General features: G+C 74.2%; 12 protein-coding genes. 9 read left to right on the top strand and 3 right to left on the bottom strand.

Features of this window, described 5'->3' with window-relative positions; all coding sequences use genetic code 11:
* Nucleotides 1–95: 95 nt before the first annotated feature.
* On the bottom strand, nucleotides 96–548 hold the full coding sequence (locus ACFVFR_RS14340; protein ID WP_383701116.1) for a MarR family winged helix-turn-helix transcriptional regulator: 453 nt from the start codon (nucleotides 546–548) through the stop codon (nucleotides 96–98).
* Nucleotides 545–2,023, bottom strand: coding sequence for an MFS transporter (locus ACFVFR_RS14335; protein WP_383701114.1), 1,479 nt, complete (start codon nucleotides 2,021–2,023; stop codon nucleotides 545–547). Before ACFVFR_RS14335 ends, ACFVFR_RS14340 begins: the two co-directional genes overlap by 4 nt.
* Nucleotides 2,024–2,587: 564 nt before the next feature.
* Here ACFVFR_RS14335 and ACFVFR_RS14330 point away from each other — a divergent pair.
* Nucleotides 2,588–3,076, top strand: a complete 489-nt coding sequence (locus ACFVFR_RS14330) for a MarR family winged helix-turn-helix transcriptional regulator (protein ID WP_383701112.1) — start codon at nucleotides 2,588–2,590, stop codon at nucleotides 3,074–3,076.
* 191 nt (nucleotides 3,077–3,267) lie between these two features.
* Here ACFVFR_RS14330 and ACFVFR_RS14325 read toward each other — a convergent pair whose 3' ends face one another.
* Nucleotides 3,268–4,002 carry a D-Ala-D-Ala carboxypeptidase family metallohydrolase gene (locus ACFVFR_RS14325; RefSeq protein ID WP_383701110.1) on the bottom strand — a complete coding sequence of 245 codons (735 nt, stop codon included), beginning with the start codon at nucleotides 4,000–4,002 and terminating at the stop codon, nucleotides 3,268–3,270.
* A gap of 606 nt (nucleotides 4,003–4,608) precedes the next feature.
* On the opposite strand from ACFVFR_RS14325, the gene ACFVFR_RS14320 reads away from it, so the two are divergent.
* The 8 genes from ACFVFR_RS14320 to ACFVFR_RS14285 all read left to right on the top strand — a co-directional run bounded on the left by ACFVFR_RS14320 (nucleotide 4,609) and on the right by ACFVFR_RS14285 (nucleotide 18,187).
* Nucleotides 4,609–7,971: a hypothetical protein gene (locus ACFVFR_RS14320; protein ID WP_383701108.1), complete on the top strand. Its 3,363-nt coding sequence runs from the start codon at nucleotides 4,609–4,611 to the stop codon at nucleotides 7,969–7,971.
* 2,437 nt (nucleotides 7,972–10,408) lie between these two features.
* Entirely contained in the window at nucleotides 10,409–12,466 is a 2,058-nt protein-coding gene (locus tag ACFVFR_RS14315; protein WP_383701107.1) for a BTAD domain-containing putative transcriptional regulator, read from the top strand.
* Between the two features lie 181 nt (nucleotides 12,467–12,647).
* Nucleotides 12,648–12,833, top strand: a complete 186-nt coding sequence (locus tag ACFVFR_RS14310; RefSeq protein WP_383701105.1) for a hypothetical protein — start codon at nucleotides 12,648–12,650, stop codon at nucleotides 12,831–12,833.
* Between the two features lie 163 nt (nucleotides 12,834–12,996).
* The gene (locus ACFVFR_RS14305; protein ID WP_383701103.1) at nucleotides 12,997–13,872 is read left to right on the top strand and encodes an alpha/beta fold hydrolase; all 876 of its coding nucleotides are present in this window, start codon (nucleotides 12,997–12,999) and stop codon (nucleotides 13,870–13,872) included.
* A 208-nt stretch (nucleotides 13,873–14,080) separates the two neighbouring features.
* Nucleotides 14,081–15,244, top strand: a complete 1,164-nt coding sequence (locus ACFVFR_RS14300) for an SDR family oxidoreductase (RefSeq protein WP_383701101.1) — start codon at nucleotides 14,081–14,083, stop codon at nucleotides 15,242–15,244.
* A 99-nt stretch (nucleotides 15,245–15,343) separates the two neighbouring features.
* The gene (locus ACFVFR_RS14295; RefSeq protein WP_383701098.1) at nucleotides 15,344–15,631 is read left to right on the top strand and encodes a hypothetical protein; all 288 of its coding nucleotides are present in this window, start codon (nucleotides 15,344–15,346) and stop codon (nucleotides 15,629–15,631) included.
* Nucleotides 15,628–17,178: an AMP-binding protein gene (locus ACFVFR_RS14290; RefSeq protein WP_383701095.1), complete on the top strand. Its 1,551-nt coding sequence runs from the start codon at nucleotides 15,628–15,630 to the stop codon at nucleotides 17,176–17,178. The genes ACFVFR_RS14295 and ACFVFR_RS14290 overlap by 4 nt, the downstream gene beginning before the upstream one ends.
* A gap of 22 nt (nucleotides 17,179–17,200) precedes the next feature.
* Nucleotides 17,201–18,187, top strand: a complete 987-nt coding sequence (locus ACFVFR_RS14285) for a transglutaminase domain-containing protein (RefSeq protein ID WP_383701093.1) — start codon at nucleotides 17,201–17,203, stop codon at nucleotides 18,185–18,187.
* Nucleotides 18,188–18,204: the final 17 nt, after the last annotated feature.

Raw genomic sequence — 18,204 nt, 5'->3', positions numbered from 1 at the left:
CTAGGACAGCTACCAACGGCTCCGCCAGGGACGGGCGTTGGCCGTCTCCGGTGTGGCCGGCCGGGAGGTCGGGGCCGGACTCGGGCCGGGGCCGGTCAGTCGAGGAGCCGGCCGACCACGCGGTCCAGGGCCTCGACGTCCTCGCGGGGCAGGGCCAGCAGGGCCTCGGGCGGAGTGGAGAGGATGGCGGTGGCCCGCTCGGCGGCGGTGCGGCCCTCGGTGGTGAGGCGGACGAGTTTGGCGCGTCGGTCCACCGGGTGCGTGACCCGCTCGGCCAGGCCGCGTCGTACGAGGTCGTCCACGATGACGGTGGTGTACGGCGGGTCGGTGCCCAGGCGCTGCGCGAGCTCTCGCAGGGTGAGCGGGCCGGGCGCGATGCGGCGCAGGGCGCGTACCCGGCTGAAGCTCATGCCGAGCGCGTCGGCCACCTCCTTGCGGCGGTTGTGCCGGTCCAGCAGGAGGGTGTGGAGGCCCTGCCAGGCCCGGGTGGCCGCCTGGCGGGTGGCGTCGTCCACCCGGTGGTCCGTCTCGTGGGGGCGCTGCGTCATGCCTTCACCGTCGCTGGGGTCTGTTCGTCAGCCAACCGCCGCGCGGTGCGCTGGGCCGTGGACTGGGCCCAGCGACCAGAGGTGAGCGTACCGATCAGCAGGATCGCGCCGCCGCAGCCGGCGATGAGCCACCAGGCCGTGCGGCCCGCGTCGGTGAAGGCCGCCGCGTCCACGGCGGTGTCGGCCGCCCCCGTGCCGGTGGTCGCCGGGTGCGCGCCGGTCGCCATCAGCGCGCCGATGACCGCGACGCCCAGCGCCTGACCGAGTTGGCGGCTGGTCGAGGCCATCGCGGCGGCCACGCCGGCCTGGGAGCGCGGCAGCGAGCCGACGGCGGTGTTGGTGATGGGGGCGTTGACCATGCCGAAGCCGATGCCGAACAGCGCGTACGCGGAGAAGAGCACGGCCAGCGAGAGGTGGGCGGAGTAGGTGAGCGCCTGGAGCGTGGCACTCGCGGCCAGCGCCGCACCGGCCGCCACCAGGGGCAGCCGGGGCCCCCGGGCGGCGACGATCCGGCCCGACAGCGGCGCGCAGACCAGCGCCATGGCGGCCATCGGCAGCAGGAACAGGCCGGCGCGCACCGGTTCGAGCTGTCGTACGTTCTGGAGGTAGAGCGAGCTGACGAACAGGAAGCCGCCCATCGAGAAGAACGCGGCCACCGCCGTCACCGTCGCCCCCGAGAAGGGGACGGAGCGAAAGAGTCGCAGGTCGATGAGGGGGTCGGCGCGCCGGGGCTCGTGCCAGAGCAGTGCCAGCAGCGCGCCCAGCGCGGTGATCGCGCACGTGGTCACCAGCGGCGAGCCCCAGCCTCCGGTCGGCGACTCGATGATCGCGTACGTCAGGGTCGCGAGGAGGACGATGACCAGGAGCTGCCCGAGCGGATCGACGCGGCGGGGGCGGGCGGCGCGGGACTCGGGGACGTAGCGCTGGGTCAGGGCGAGGGCGGCCAGACCGATCGGCAGGTTGATCCAGAAGACGGCCCGCCAGCCGGCCGCCTGCACGAGCGCGCCGCCGATGATCGGCCCGGCCGCCATGCTGATGCCGACGACGCCGCTCCAGACGCCGATCGCGCGGGCGCGCTCGCGGGAGTCGGCGAAGACGTTGCTGATGATCGACATGGCGACGGGGTTGAGCATCGACCCGCCCACGGCCTGGAGGACGCGCGCGGCGACCAGCCACCCCAGTCCGGGAGCCAGGCTGCACAGCACCGAGGCCGTGGTGAACACGACCAGTCCGGCCTGGAAGACGCGCCGCCGGCCCACCCGGTCGGCGAGCGAGCCGGAGAACATCAGCAGGCTGGCGAGCACCAGGGTGTAGCCGTCGACCGTCCACTGGAGGCCGGAGACCGAGCTGCCCAGGTCGTCCTGGATGGACGGCAGGGCCACGTTGAGCGCGGTGACGTCGAGGCTGACGATCAGCAGGCTCAGGCAGCAGATGGCCAGCACCAACCAGCGCCGGTGGGGAGTGGGGTGCGGCATGGCGGCTCCTCGGACTGATTGTGTCCCTACAATCATTACGTCGATACAACTAGTTGTCCAGGGGGGCCCGCGTCCATCGGTCGGCGACGGGTGGCCGTCCCGCCCGCGCGTGGCACCGAGCGCGTGTCGCCGGCCCCCGAGGTGGGCTCGCCTCGGGGGGCGGCGGCTGCCGAGTCGTGGTGGGCGGGGGTGCGTCGCACGCGTTCCGGCTGGTGGCGCGCCAGCCGTCGGCCGTGTCGCGCGGTGGCGTGGCGCGGGACGGCGAGGCGTCGGGGTGGCGAGGCCGCCGGGTGCGCGTCGCCGTGGGCGCGCGGGGGGTCGCTGGCGCGCGGATCGTCGTACGGGGGCGTCGGGGTCGAGCGGGTGGCGTCAAGTCGCCGCCGGCGTAACCCCGTTGGCGCACCGGGCTGGGCGACGCGCGGTGTCCGTCTCTCGGTAAACTCCGGGGAAAGCGCGCGACGGGAGCTGGGGTTGCCAGCGTCCGCGGTGGTTGCGTACGCGCTCAGTTGCGCGAGCGGGATACCGCCCCGTGGCAGCGGTCCATGGCAAGGTGGTGAGGTGTCCGTGTCCGTCGATGACAGTTCTGTTGAGCTACGCGCCCAGGGCTGGCGTACCTTGGCCGCTCTGTACGCACTGATCGAGGACGCGTTGGAGCGCGCCCTTCAGCGTGAACTCGACCTGTCGGTGAGCGAGTACGGGGTTCTCGACGTCCTGTCGCGGCAGAGCGAGCGCCTCATGAGGATGAACGAGCTCTCCAGGGCCGTGGTGCTCAGCCAGTCGGCCACGACCCGGCTGGTGGGCCGGCTCGAACAGCGCGGACTGCTCTCGCGTTCCATCTGCGTGGAGGACCGGCGGGGCATCTACACCGAGGTCACCATCGCGGGCCGGGCCCTGCTGGACCAGGCGCGCCCCGTGCATGACGGCTCGCTGGCCGACGCGCTGCGCCAGGCGGAGGAACTGCCCGAACTCGCGCCCCTGGTCGGTGCCCTGGCCACGCTCCGCCCCGTCGGTGCGCCGCGCCCGGAGCTCGGCGCCACCGCCGCGCGGTCGTAGGTCGCAGCCCTGCCCTCGCCCGCCCGCCCGGACGCGGCGCGATGGGGCACGGGCCGGGGCGCCGGGTGGCCCGGCGGTGTGCGGCGGGATGACGTGTACCGGTCGCGGGCCCGGGCGCCGCGACCGGTACGTGCCACGCCGCGCTGCCCGGGGCTACGGCGTCGGCGCGCCGGTCCCGGGCTCCGGCGGCCTCAGATGCCGCAGGTCGGGGCGGACCAGTAGGGCGACGGGTCGAGGGCCACGTGGGTGTGGTCGTTGTGGCCGGGGTACCCCGGGCCGAGGATCTCCGAGAAGCCGTGCGTCCTGGACTGCTGCGCGAGACGGCAGAAGCTCGGCGAGCCGACCAGGTCGGCGGCGTCCCCGTAGAGGTGGCGGCTGTTGGACGCGCCCCCGACCGCCTTGTTGCACGCGTACGAGCGGAAGCCGCTGGAGATTCGGAGCGGGACGTCGCCCATCGCGTGCCGCATCGCCTCCAGCTTCCATAGCGTCTTGAGCGCGTTGGCCTTGGCGGTGGCCGCCGGGACCGCGCCGCCCGCCCAGGTGGAGTTGCACGTGTTGAGCTCGCCGTAGGTGAAGTGGATCGGCGTGCAGTCCGCGTCCTGGAGGGCGTAGATCTTGGCGAAGGTCTTGGGGCCCGCCACGCCGTCCGCGGCCAGTCCGTACGCGGCCTGGAACTTCTTCACGGCGGCGGCGGTGCGCGCGCCGTACTGGCCGTCGTACGAGAGCCGTTCGCCCGAGGTCACCCAGCCGGCCACCCGGATCTGCAGCTGCGTCACGTCGGCGCCGGACGAACCCGGGGACAGGGTGCGGTTCCAGGTGTAACACGAGGCGGCCTGTGCGGTGCCGGACGTGGCGCCCACGCCGATCACTGCGCCAGCCATGACCATGACAAATGAGACAAGCAAGCGTGTCGTTCGTCTGAGCATTCCGGCCTCCCGACCGTCCGTGCCTGAGTGAGCCGTCCATCCCGGCGCGTACGGCCCGGTGCGGCCGTCGCCGTGATCGCGCCCCAGCCTGTGGGCAGTGAGCTACGCGCGTCAACTCCGCGTACGGGGGGTCGTGAAAGTTCGCCTCGGCGTCGCGTCACCGCAAGGAACCGGCCGCGATGGCTCGTTCCCCCGGCGGCGGAACGGGGGAGCGCTCCCGGATCGCGGTCCGGCGGTCGGGCGCGGGCGGCGCGGGGAGATGCGGGGCGTACGCCGGCGTGGGGCGTTCCCGGGCGCGCGTGCCGCGTCGGCGGCCGGCGACCGCTCGCGAGGCGGGTCGAGGTCGGGCGGAGCCGGGAGGCGACGCGGGGCGGACCGTCGGGGCGGGGCGGCGGTGGCGGCCGACGTCCTTCGCGGCGGGCCCCTGGCGTGCGCCGGTGGCGGGCAGCGTGCGCGGGGCGTGCGGGAGTTGTGGGCGCTGCCGGAACCCGTACGCGTTCCTCGCTGCCTGCATATATCACGAACTGCGACCAAATGAATACTCAGCGAGGTGGTCGGGTAACTCGGTGACCCCCTTTCCGACGTGAGCAGCAGAGGGAGACACGGATGAACTCAACAGCGCGCGACGAGACCGCCATGGCCGCCGTGGCCCATGTGCAGGTGTTGGACGTGACGATGCAGGACGTGCTCCGCGCGGCGGGCATCCCGGTGGACACCTCCTCCGCCCGCCCCGTCGCACCCTTCTACGCGTGGGGCGAGGTCGCCCCCACCGGGGGCTCGCTGCCCGAGCGGCCGACCGCCGGCGCTACGCCCGCGGGGTGGGAGCTGTTGCCGCAGGCGGTGGTGGTCAGCGCGGTCGACGGGCTGCCGCGCCGGGCCCTGCACGTCGTACGGGACCCACGGGTGCCGCACGGCTGGCGGGTGACGGAACTCGACCTCGGGGCCGGGGTGGAGCCGGTCGAGGTGGTCGTCCTGCGCCACGCGCTGCGCTGCGTGGTGCTCGACGCCCGGGGCGCGCTGTACGCGTGCGAACTCGACCCGACGGACGGCGTCTTCGGCCCGGCCCGACGGCTGAGCGCCGACGACGGGAGGCGGTGGGAGGAACTGCGCACCGACGGCGGCGGGTTGGCGTACGCGCGGCACGGGGCGAGCCGGTACTGCCTGATCAGGGCCGGGCGGGCACAGGAGGCGGAATTCGGCTACGTCGGGCGCGGCAGCACGCTGACGGACGTCACGGTGGGCGGCGACCAGTACACCTGCGCCGCGCGCGTGACGCCCACGGACGAGCACGCCGTACGGGTCGAGTGCCACGGCGCCGACGGCGTCGGGGGCGGACAGGCGTACCTCACCGCCGAGGACGGCAAGCGGGTGCGACAACTCGTGGCGCTGTACCCGGACGGCGACGGGGCGCGGCTGCTCGTCCTCAACCGTGACGGCTCCTTCTCGCACGCCCAGCTCGACTGCCGCTCGCCGCGCTCCGGGGGGCTCACGCCGGCGCCCGTCCCGCCGCTGCCGGCCGACGTGGAGTTCGCCGACGTCGTCCCGCACCGTGGCCGGGAGCGGATCGCGGGCGGCGAGTGCGAGGTCCGCGACGTGTACGCGCTCGACACCGAGCAGCGGGTGTGGGTGATCCGCGAGAGCCGCGAGCGGCCCGGCCACTGGCTGGCGCCGGTGCCTGTCGACCACGAGGTGGGCCATATCGCCGTCGCCAGCCGGGAGCACGGGGAGCGCAACGTGGCCCTGTTCTCCTGCCACCGCGACGGCCCGCTCCTGCGGCTGCACGTCCAGCAGGCCGGCACCCGGCGCTGGCGCTCGGTCGAGGTGCGCCGGGTCGCCACCGACGGCGAGATGTTCACGGCGGACTTCCACCACGTCGAGCTGAGCGTGCTCGACGCCACCAACACCCCACTGGCCCTGCACGAGGTGCACCTCACGCGGGCGGCAGACGCCGGCGACTGCGAGATCTACTGGCGTCGGCCCGGGGTGACCGGCGCGGAGCCCACGCTGCACACGCTGACCACGGAGCCCCAGCCGTTTCGCACCGACCACGCGGGCCTGCTGCGGTTCATGGTGCGGGCCACCACGCTGGCCAGGTCGGAGGTGGTGCTGAGCGATCCGGGCGGGTCCGCCACGGCCACCATCCGGCCCGGCACCAAGACGCTCGCCTACCTCGCCGGCACGGGCACGCTGCGCGAGAGTGACGCCCGGGGCCGGCTGCCCGTCTTCGACGCCGAGGGCACGGCGCTGGCGGCGCTGGTCCCCGGCGCCGCCCCCGACCAGGTGGCCCGCACCGCCCACACCATCCGCGAGATCGCCCTGCACGCGCTGCACGGGACGCCGCCCGGCTCCGTCGCGAACCCGCTCGCCGTCGGTGACCTGTGGTTCGGCGTGGAGCGGGGCGTGGTCGGCGTCGGCGCCCTGACCACCGACGGGGCGAGCTGGTCGGCGACCGGGCTGACGTGCGCGGGACGGGCGGTCGCCGAGGGCGTACGGCTGCCCGTGCGCGGCATGGAGGAGGGCGGACGGGCCCTGGTGGCCTGCTTCGCCGGGGTCGGCGTCACCGCCCCGGAGGTGCTGGGCTGGCTGTCCACCGCGACCGACTGGAAGGCCGTGTGGGAGGCCAAGTCGGCGCTCCAGCGGGCCATGAGGCTCTCCGCGAAGGTGCTGGACGCCGACGGCTTCGCCCGGCTGGACCGGGCCGCCGACGCCTGGCTCGACGCGCGGGAGCGGGACCTCGACCGGCTGTTGGACACGCTGGCCCACGGCCTGCTCAAGGACAAGACGTTCCAGGCGAGCATCGCCGTCGCGGTGCCCCACTCGGTGGTCTTCGAGGCGCTCAACGACCCGATCGCCGGCTGGCTTGAGGAGAAACTGCAGCAACTGGGCCCGCTGACCTTCCCCGCCTCCCGGCTCGACCCGGCCCTGGAGCAGGCGTTCGCGGCGGAGCTCGGCCCGGTCCGCGAGCGCGTCCTGCACCACCTGCACGCGCTGTGGGACGCGGTCGGCGGCCTCCTCGGCACCAAACGGCAGGTGTACGGGCAGGATCTGGCCCACCTGCTGACCGTGGCCAGGGAGCACCTGCGGGTGGTCGTCGGATGCCTGCGGGAGATCGCGCACAGCCTGCTGCGGGTCCTGCACGGCGCCGTGGAGGCGATCACCAGCGTGCTCAACACACCGCTGGACGGCTCACGGCTGACCCCGCTGTGGCAGCTGGCCGCGCGTGCCGCCCGGCACGAGGAGGACGACGTGCCCACCGTCGGCGGCCTGCTGGCGCTGATGGCCGCCTACCCCGCGACCATCGCGTACAAGGTCACCGTGGGCGACGCCCAGGCCAGCATGTTCCCGCGCGGCACCTGGCCCTTCCACGGGCCCGACCGGGTCCCCGGCGGCGAGGAACAGGCCCTGGCACTGGGCGTGTTGACCAGCATGAGCACCTGCTACCAGGCGTTCGCGCTGGCCGGCATCGACCTGTGGGCCCCACGCGAGCCCGACCAGCCGCTGCTGCGCCACTTCCACGGCGGCGTACTGGTCTCGGGGCTGGCCGTGCTCGGGGCCGGCTTCGGCGACTGGACGCTGGCCACCATTCCCGGCGAGGACGTCCCCTATCCGACGCTCGGCGAGGTCGTGGCGAGCATCGGCAGCCTCCTCGGCCTGCTCGGACACCACACCCCGGCGGGCCGGGTGCTGGTCGAGGCGGCCCCCGTGGTGACCACGCTGGCCGCGCTGTGCGCCCTCCCGTTGGCGGTGCACGCCTGGGAGGACGGGCGGTTGGTCGGAGGCGCCCAGGCGTGGGGCGACACCCAGGAGTGGGCGGCGGCGCTGGGCCCGCTCTCGCCGCTGTTCTCCTTCCTCGGTCTGCCGGAGTTCGCGGGGGTGCCACACGTGCCCGAGGCACACGCGATGATCGACCTGGGGGCGCATGTCGCCGCCGCGATCGCCCAGTTCGTCGACGCGCTCCCGGCGCGGTAGCGCCACCGGTACCTCCTGCCCACCGGCCCGTCGCCGGGCGCCGTCGGCGTGTCGACCCGCTCCCGCCCGGGTGGGCCGAGGCCCGTGGCCGGGCGGGGGTGGGCGCGGGCCGGACCCCGGCGGGGTCCGGCCCGGTGTCCGCATCGCGCAGCAGCCAGCAGCGTGGATTGGGACGACTCCCACGCTACGACCGACCACTGACAACGGCCGCCCGACCAGGGCACCACCGGCCCGACCCGACAGCCACCAGTGTCAGGCCGGCGCCCCCTTCCACCACGGCGCCGGCCGACTTCGAGCGGTCACGGGCCCGCCGCCCGCGCCCCGCTCACCCCTCGCTCCCGCCCCGCTCGCCCCTGGCTCCCGCCCCGCTCGCCCCCTCGCCCCCGCTCGACGCGGCGCTCCGCCTCGCCCGTCGCCCCGCTCGGCCACCGGCACGCGACGCCGACGCCGGAGGAGGCGGGCGACGGCGGTCCGGGCCGCGCGGCGCGCCCCGTCCCGTGGCCCGGTCCGGTGCGAGGCGCCGGAGCGCTCGCGTACGCCGCCCCCCGCGCACCACTGATCGGCCACCGCGCCGTCCCCGTGGAGCACCTGATCGCCCCGCGTCGCCGACACGCGGTCACGTGCGGGGCCCGCCCACCGACTTCGCGCCCGCGACCCTCGGTCAGCGCGCACCCGCGTGCGGGGCGCCCCGGCCGTCGGGGGCGTTCCGCCCGGGGTGGTGACGAGGCGGGTCCGGCACGTTTCGCTTGCGTCCTTTCCGGGTGCCATGCATTCGTTTTCGCGGGCCCGGGAGCGGGAAGTGAGGGCGGGTCGTGGCGGAGTGTGGGGGGAAATGCGGGAAAGCGTCGGCGATACGTGTGTGGTGAGGCGACGGACATTTCCTCCCGTCTACGTGTCCGGGTGAACTCCGTACGCCGTGCACGCGGTTCGCTTCCCTCGCTCGGCGTTCCGTTACCGGTGTCCCCCGGTTCGCGGGGAGTGGTGGCAGAGGCAGCGAGAATAGGGTCGCGGGCTGCCGCGCGCGTGCCCGCGTCACCCGCGCCCCGTCGCCCGTGAAGCCGCTTACGGGAATCACGAGAAAGGGCTTCGCCGGTGCCCGCCGGGAGGCTCGGAGACGGGTGGGAACAGCGAATTCGACCGGCCCCGGGGGAGGGTCCGACGGATTTCCGGTATGCGCCCCGTACGGCCCCCTGTCGCCGGCCGGCGGGGAAATGCCCGCCGCGTACCGGTCGATTCGGCGCGGCCTTCGGCGGGCTGCCGCGCACATCGGGAGCACGGGCGGCCGGGCGCCCCGGTCGATGTGGGGCGGATGTCCCCGGCCGGGCCGGGCGGGGACGACGCGGCGGGGTGGCGCCGCCGGTGCGCGCGTTCGCCCTGGTGGCGTGGCCGGCTCCACGGCGTACCCCGGGGGCGGGCCCTGGCGGGGGCGGGCGCGCCGGGCGGGGTGGGGGGCCGCCGGGGTCGGAGGTGGGGCCGTGGGCCTGGTCGGCTGGCCGGGGGCGCGGGGGCGCTGTGCCGATGCTCACACCGGACGCACCGGAGGGATGGCACTCATATGTCTCGGCAATGAACAAGGCGTTGACCGGTGCGAAGGGAGAACGGCGGGGCCAAATCACCATGGAAATCCGGTGTGCTCGTATGCCATGATTCACCGGCGCGACGCACTGGACGCGATCCAACTGCCCACGGGGGCAACGGGATCGCTGGGAACATACTCGTCAGCATGAGACATGGAGGGTCCAGGGATGCGTGTCGCCGCACCGGGCGGTCGCCGTTCTCCTTTCTCTCTTCCGCTCGCTCGGGCGAAGGCGGTCGGCGTGCGCCGTCCTCGGACGCGATCGGCCGAATCCGTCCTCTCGGTCCACAGCCGGGCCCACCCCGATCCGCGTCGCCCGCACGCCCCAGGGAAGAACGGCGGGGATTTCTGCCAGTCGTTTCACTCGACCAATGACAAGGTCGCGGAAGGCAACGGCAGATTCCTGCTAGTCGCCCGATTCCGATTGCCCTCCTGCGCCGATCTTCGAGGCGCCGTACGGTCGGCCCCATGAGCACCCGGCCACCTCGTCCGCGGTTAGCGGCCCGCCCCCCGACGGAACGCGGTGGCCCGGCCCGCCCGGGACACGACAGGAGGCCGGCCCCCACCCGGATGCCCGCCTGCCCCCACCCGGCCGCGCCGCTCCCCACCACCACGCGAGCCACCACCACGCGGCCCACCCTCACGTGGCCGCCCACCACGAAGCCGCCGACCGTCGCGCCGCGGCCGGCCACCGGCCCGCGCCCTGTCGCCGCGCCGCCGCCCGCCCCCGCGCCCGCGTCCGTGCCCCGGCCCGGGCGGCTGGCCGGTCGGGCTCCGCCCGGATGAGGCGGCGGGGCCAGGTCGCCCCGCGAGTCTCGGTGGGAGCCAAGCGCGATGTGACGACGCAACACGGGGGAGAACATGAAGGACGGCGCGCTGCCCGACGCGGGCACGCTGGATACCGAGCCATCGGCGCTGCGCATCGGCGTGCTCGGCCCGATGGAGGTCAGGGAGCGCGGCGAGAGCCGTACGCCGTCGGCGCCCATGGCCCGGCGGGCCCTGGCCGTGCTGCTCATCCACGCCAACCGGCTGGTGACCACGTCCGCGCTGATCGAGGAGCTGTGGGAGGACGAGCCGCCCCGGCTGGCGCGCAAGACCGTACAGACCTACGTCTACCAACTCCGGCGGGCGCTGCAGAGCGCGGCGGGCCCCACCGACCGGCTGGAGACGTGCCCCAACGGCTACCGGATCAACCTGCTGGTGGACGAGCTGGACCTGTGGGAGTTCGAGCGGCGTGTCACCCAGGCGCGGCGGGCCCTGGGCAAGGGGGACGCGCTCAACGTCGTGGCCACCCTGCGCTCCGCGCTGGCCCTGTGGCGGGGCGACCCGTTCGCCGGTCTGGAGGCCGGTCCCGTGCTCGCGGCCCGTATCACCCAGATCTCCGAGGCCCGCATCAGCGCCCTCGAACTGCGCATCGAGGCCGAACTACAACTGGGCCGGCACCGTAGCCTGCTGGGTGAGCTGCGCCAGCTGACCGCCGCGCACCCGGTACACGAGGAGTTCACGGCCCAGCTCATGCGCGCCGCCTACCGGGCCGACCAGCGCAGCATGGCCCTCGACGCGTTCACCCGGCTGCGCCGCAACCTCGTCGAAGACCTGGGCATCGACCCCTCGGAGCGGTTGCAGAAGCTCCAGTGGGACGTCCTCAACGAGACCCTCGAACTGGACCAGCCGTCCGTACGCCCCGAGCCGGCCGTGCTGGCCGCACCCGCCCCCGCCGCTCATCCGGAGCCCGCCCACCCGGGCCCACCCCACCCGGCCGGCCACCCGCTGCCGGCCGGGCATCCGCTCGCGGCGGGGCTCGCGCCCCCGGTGGGCCTGTCGGGCGCCGGGCCCGCGGGGCATCGGCCGCCGGCCCAACTTCCCGTGGACACAGCGGACTTCACCGGACGCCGGGTCGAGCTGGCCCGCCTGGAGGAGCTGCTGCGGCCCGAGGCCGGCACGCGCACCGCGCCCCGGCTGGTGACCGTCCTGGGCGGCGCGGGCGCCGGCAAGACCGCGCTGGCCGTGCACACCGCGCACCGCTCCCGGGCGCTCTTCCCCGACGGGCAGGTGTACGCGCGCCTGCACGACGAGGACGACCGCCCGGTGCGGCCCGCGCTCGTGCTGCGCGCGCTCCTGCGGGACCTGGGGCACCCGGTGACCGACCTGCCGAGCGACACCGAGGAACTCGCGCGCATCTTCCGGAACTGGAGCGCGGGACGCCGGCTGCTGGTCCTGCTCGACGACGCCACCGCCACCGACCAGGTGGCGCCGCTGCTGCCGGGCGGCCCCGACAGCGCCGTGCTGATCACCTCCCGGGTGCGGCTGCCGGGCCTGCCGGGCGCGGCCACCGTGGAACTGGGCCCGATGGAGACCGACGAGGCGGCCGAGCTGTTCACGTCGCTGGCCGGCCGTGGCCGGGCCGGCGCGGACTCTGCGGTGGCCCGCCAGGTGGTGCGGCTGACCGGCAACCTGCCGCTCGCGGTGCGCGCCGCCGGCGAGAAGCTGGCCGCCCGGCCCATGTGGTCGGTCACCGACCTCGCCGCGAGATTGGCCGAAGAGGGCCACCGCATCGCCCAGTTGCGTACGGGTTCCTTCGACATCCTGGCCCGCCTTGCCAGCGCTTGCGCGCGCCTTGACCAGACCGCGTACGAGGCGCTGACACTGCTGTCGGCCGCCGGCGGCGAGCCGTTCACCATCGCCCGCGCCGCCACCCTGCTCGGCGTGGACGCCTGGAGCGCGGAGATGCTGGTCGGGCAGCTTCTCGACCACTGCGTGGCGGAGATCTGGCGCGACGGCGCCGACGCCGTGCCGCTGTTCCACATCCCCGTGTTGATCCGACTTTCGGTGCCCGTTCACACGCCGGCGACCGCCGCGTTGCACGTACTGCCCGGGGCGCGCGAGCGGGCCGTGGTGGCCGCCGGTACCACCGCGTAAGTCAACCCCTATCCCTTCGGCGCCCCTTTTCCACGCCTTGAACGCGCCTTGGCCGCCGGCCCGCAGGATCGTTCCCGGAGCGGACGCACAGCGCTCCGACATGCCTCCCCCACCGGCCGCGCCGACCGCGCCGAAGCGGCGTGCCCGGGGCCGGTGGGCGAAGCGGACAAGGGGGTGCCCGATGGGACACGGCGGATGGCCGCTGGTGCCCGCAGGGCTTGACGTGGAGATCGTCGCAGCGGGCCACGGTGACATCAGCGCATGTCGCTTCGAGGTGCACTGCGCGACCGCCGACGCCGCCGACGCCGGCCCGCGCGCCGGAACCGGCACCGACCCGGCCGGTGACGGCCGGGAGTCCCGCCACTGAGGCCACGGCCCCGCCAGGGCCGAGCGGCCGGCCGGGTCACGGCCCCACCGGGAGCCACGGCCCCACCCCCGCACGGCCCGGCCGCGCGGGCCGGCAGGACCACCTCGCACAGCACACCCACGCACCCGCGCGGTCGTGCGACGACAACGGAGGACGAACCGACATGGCAGACCTGGAGTTCGGACAACTCGACGTCCGGTACGCCGATCACGAGACGCTGGTGCTCGACGGCGGTGTGGAGCTGAGCTACGAGGTGCGCGGCGAGGGCCCCGCGATCACCATGCTCAACAACTTCGCCATGGTGAGCCCCTTCTGGCACGGTTTCACCACCCAGCTCGAAGGCGACTTCCAGCTCGTCAACTACGACCTGCGCAACCAGGGCAACTCCAAGCCCGGCACGGAGAAGGTCCGCTTCGTGGACCACGTCGAGGACCTCAAGGCCCTGCTCGACCACCTCAAGATCGACAAGACGTACCTGGTCGGCACCTCCATCTCCACCCTCATCGTGCGCGACTTCGCGCTGAAGTACCCCGAGCGCGTCGCGGGCCTGGTCCTGGTCGGCCCCGCGTTCTCGCCCAACGGCGGCCTGCGCCGCCAACTGGTCACCCGCTCCTGGGTGGCCAGCCTGGACTCGGGCGGTCTGCCGCAGTTCTTCAACCACCTGTACGCCATGGCCTTCTGCGACCAGACCATCAACGGTGGCGGCCTGCCCGCCTACCTGGCGCTGCGCGACAGCTTCGCCTCGCTGTTCACCGTCGAGGGCATCAAGGAGAACTTCCTGGCCTCCCTCGAACTCGACGACGACCCCGAGCTGCTGTCCCAGCTCGCCGCCCCCACCCTGCTCATCCTCGGCGACGGCGACTTCTCCTGGAGCGAGTCGGTCGTCGAGGACGCGCTGGCCCGCATCCCCGGCTCGCGCGCGGTGACCCTGCCCCGCGCCGGCCACGTGCCCTTCTTCGACGACCCGGACGGCTTCCAGAAGGCCACCGGCGAGTTCCTGCGCGAACTGGTGGCGGCCGACCGGGCGACCTCGGCCTGACCGCCCACCGGCGGGGGAGCGGTCCGGCGCGCGGCCGACCCGCCCGGCGCGCACCGGCCCCCGCGCCGGCCACCCCGGGCCCCGGCCACCCCCCGGACTTCGGGTGCCGCCCGGCCGCGACCCGTTCCCCCGCCGCCCCACCGCGACCCTCCGACAGCCACCGCCGCCCCGGCCGGGCGCGCTGTCACCACCCCTGGGAGACGTACTGATGACGATCCGTCTGCTGACCGGTGCCACCGGCTTCGTCGGCGGCACCGTGGTCCTGGAACTGTTGGAGCGCACCGAGGGCGTCCTCTACGCCATGGTGCGCGGCGACGACGACGAGGGAGCGACCAAGCGCCTGCACGCGGCGCTGACCGGCCTGGCCGAGGGGTACGGCCGCCCCGAGCTGGCCCCCGCCATCGTCGAGCGCACCCGGGCCATCCGCGGCGACATGACCGTGCCGGGCGGCGGGGTCGACCTGGCCACCGCGCCCCGGATCGACGAACTGTGGCACTGCGCGGCCTCGCTGCGGTACGAGGAGGAGTACCGCGAGGAGATCGAGGCACAGAACATCGGCGGCACCCGCAACATCCTCCAGCTCGCCCAGGACCTCGGCGCCACCACGTTCAACTACGTCAGCACCTCCTACGTCGCCGGCGCCCAGCGCGGCGTCATCCGCGAGGAGCGCGCCACCGACACCTCGGTCGCCAACAACAGCTACGAGCGCTCCAAGATCCAGGCCGAGGCGCTGGTGCTGGCCGCCACCGACCGGATGCGCGTCCGCGTGCTGCGCCCCAGCATCGTCATCGGGCACAGCGTCACCCGGCACGGCATCAACTGGTCCGGCATGTACGGCTTCGCCCGCCAGGTGCTGCTCTTCAAGCGCGTGGCCGGCCGCCGGCTGGGCGTGGAGATGATGCCCGACACCCGGGTGCGCCTGCTGGCCGACCCCGCGTCGCGGCTGAACTTCGTGCCGGTGGACATGGTGGCCCGCAACGCCGTCACCATCGCGCTCTCCGACTCCCCGGAGACCTTCTTCCACCTCGCCAACTCCGAGCAGCCCACCACCAGCGACGTGATCACCACCGTCATGGACCTGGTCGGCCTGCCCGGCCCCGTCTGGGCCACGGACACCGCCGACTTCACCCCGGTGGACGACGTGTTCGACAAGGGCATGGACTTCTACCGCCCGCACATGAAGAACAGCAAGTCCTTCGACCTCACCCACACCGACGCCGTGTGCGGCGCGGACGCCTCCCGGGCGCCGATGGGCATCGAGGACCTGGCCGCCTACCTCCTCTACTTCCTCCGCCAGCAGCGGGGGTTCGACGAGAGCGCCGGCCTGGGGCGCGTGGTCAAGCCCACCTCCCAGCGCCTGCGCGTGGCGTAGGCCGCGGCGGTCGCGGCCCGCACACGGCGGTCGCGGCCGTCGCCCACCCCGTACCACCCGAACCTGCCAGCGGATGCGGGCAGTGAATGGAGGACCCCAATGCACAGCCCGGAAGCGGTAGCCGAGAAGCTGCGCGCCCTGCTGGAGGACATCGTGGGCGGCGCCGTGCCGCTGGACGAGGCGGGCGCCCGCACGGTGCCGCTGTGGAACCTCGGTCTGACCTCGACCGGCTTCATGCGCCTGCTGGACGCCATCGACGAGACCTTCGGCGTCGAGTGGGACCTGCTGGACTCGGTCGACGCGGTCTCCTCGTTCGACAACCTCGTCGCGCACATCGCCGCCGAGCCCGACACCCGCGCGGCGCTCCGCGAGGGAGCCGACCAGTGAGCCGGCGCACCATGGCGCTGGCCACCGCGCCCACGGAGGCCGCGCGCCGGCACCCGAGCGCCAGCATCCACCTCGACCGGCCGCTGGACCTCTTCCCGACCGCCGGCACCGAGCTCAGCTTCGTGGACTTCCGCGACCGGGTGGAGACGGCCGCCGGCCTGCTGGCCGCCGCCGGGATCACCGCCGGCGGCCGGGTCGTCCTGGTCAAGCGGCCCAACTTCGACGTGCCGCTGCTGGCCTTCGCCTGCGCGCGGATCGGCGCCGTACCGGTCCTGGTGCACCACGCGGTCGGGGCCGCCTCACTGGGCGCGCTGGTGCGTACGGCCGAACCCGTCGCGCTGATCACCGACGCGGCCACCGAGACGGCCGGCGTGCTGGCCGAGGTGCCCGCCGACACCGCCCCCCGGTGGTACGTCGGGGACGCCGGCGCGCACGGCCGCTCGCTGGGCGAGCTGAACGCCACCACGCTGCCCGCGCCCACCGTCCCCCCGCAGGACGCCCCGCAACTGGTCACCCACAGCTCCGGCACCACCGGGGTGCCCAAGCTGGTGGTGCACTCGGTCAGGAGCTTCGCCGGGCACGCCAAGCCACAGGTCATGATCGGCCGAGTGCTGCGCGTCCACGACCCGCTGCTGATGTGCCTGTCCCCGGTGCACGCCCGCAGCATGTCGGGGATGCTCGCCATTCTCGCCCTGGGCGTGCCGCTGGGCTTCATGATCGACCCCGCGCCGGAGAACGCCGCGGCCATGATGGCCCGGGTGCGCCCCGGGCTGCTGGAGACCGTGCCCAACGTGTTCATCCGCTGGGAGGAGGTCGCCGAGAAGCGTCCCGAACTCTTCGCGGGCGTACGGATGTTCCTCAGCTCCTTCGACGCCGCCCACCCGCGCACCATCAACGCGCTGCTGCGCGTGGCGGCGCCCAAGGCCCGCTACCTCCAGGCGTACGGCCAGTCCGAGACCGGTCCCGTCACCGTCAAGCTGCACCGGCTCGGCGGCGGCTGCGAGGACGGCCGCTGCGTGGGCAAGCCTGTCTTCGGGCACACCAGGATCCGCGTCAGCGACGAGGACGGCGACACGCCGCTCGGCAAGGAGCGCCCCGGCGCGATCTTCGCCCGCTCCGGCGGCATCACCCCCAGCTACATCGGCTACCCCGACCAGCGGAAGAACGGCTGGTGGGCGATGGGGGACTACGGAATGGTCAGCAAGAAGGGCTGCCTGCACCTGTACGACCGACTGGTCGACCGCAAGGACGGCGTGGAGAGCCTGCTCGCCACCGAGGACCACATCCTGGAGGCCGTCCCGCACCTCACCGAGGCCGTGCTGATCCCGGTCGCGGACGGGCCGCCGGTGCCCCTGGTGTGCACGCGCGGCGACCTGCCGCTGGATGCGGCGGCCTGGGCCGCGGCGACCGCGGGACTACCGCCGCTGGCGGACCCGGTGCACTGCCGCTGGGACGACATCCCGCACACGGCCACCTGGAAGGTCAAGCGAGGTGAGGTCGCCCGCCGGCTCGCCGCCGGCGAACTGACCCGGCTCGCGGAACGGTAGACGGCGACAAGGAGCGCGCACGATGACCACCGATCACCGCGACGCGGCGGGCGACCCGCTGGCCTCGCGGCTGGCCGCGATGAAACGCGGCGTGGAGAAGATGATCCCGGTACCCGCCGGACACCGGGAGCCCCGGCTCGGGGTGACCGAGGCGGCCCACCAGCTCGGCTGTGACGAACACCTGGTCGAGCTGCTGGTGGCGGCCGGCCTCCCGGCCGAACCGGGCCCCCAGGGGCCGCTGTTCGACTACCACGACGTGATGAACCTGGGGCTGACGTCCGGCACCGGCCGCTCGGTCGCCGAACTCGGCGAACGCTCCTGCATGCGCCTGGCCACCGGCAAGCCGCAGAGCTGGACGGCGACCCGCAACTGGCGGGTGCGGCTGGCCGCGTCCGTGGCGGGCTCGCCCGAGGCGGTGGTGGCGCCGCTGCCGCCGGCGCCCAAGGTGCTGGGCGGCGAACTCGTCGAGTGGCAACCGGAGATCGACGGCCCCGGCACCGCCGAGGCCCGGCTGACCACCCAGGGCTCGGTGGACAGCCCACGCACCGACGCCGTACGCGACATCCACGACCAGCTCCTGGACGAACTGGCCACCGGCGTCTACCAGTACGGCTGGATTCCCGGCACGCTGCGCGCCGACCCGCGCACCGCGCTGGCCCACCGCATGGCCGACTGCGTGGTCTCGGCCTGGCTGATGCGCGAGCGCGCCCAGGAGGCGGGCCTGCGCGCCCGCACCCGCAAGGGGTTCCTGCTCGGCCTCATCGGCGTCGAGCACGCCTGGACCGAGGTGTACGAGGAGGGGCGCTGGCTGGTGCTCGACCCCGTTCTCGCCTATCTCGGCGGACGGCAACGCAATACCGCCGCCGAGTTCGCCGACTTCTGCCGTGGCTCCGTCCACAACCGCGTACTCGCCTGGGACCGGACGGCCGAGGAGCCACTGGCCGACCACGTCCCCACCAATGGCGAGCGAATTCTGGTCGACTGCCGCCCGCTGCCACTCGCCGACTGATCTGATCGTCTCCGAGA

The sequence above is a fragment of the Streptomyces sp. NPDC057702 genome, assembly GCF_042799315.1.
GTDB lineage: Bacteria > Actinomycetota > Actinomycetes > Streptomycetales > Streptomycetaceae > Streptomyces.
This window is presented reverse-complemented; position numbering and strand designations above follow the sequence as displayed.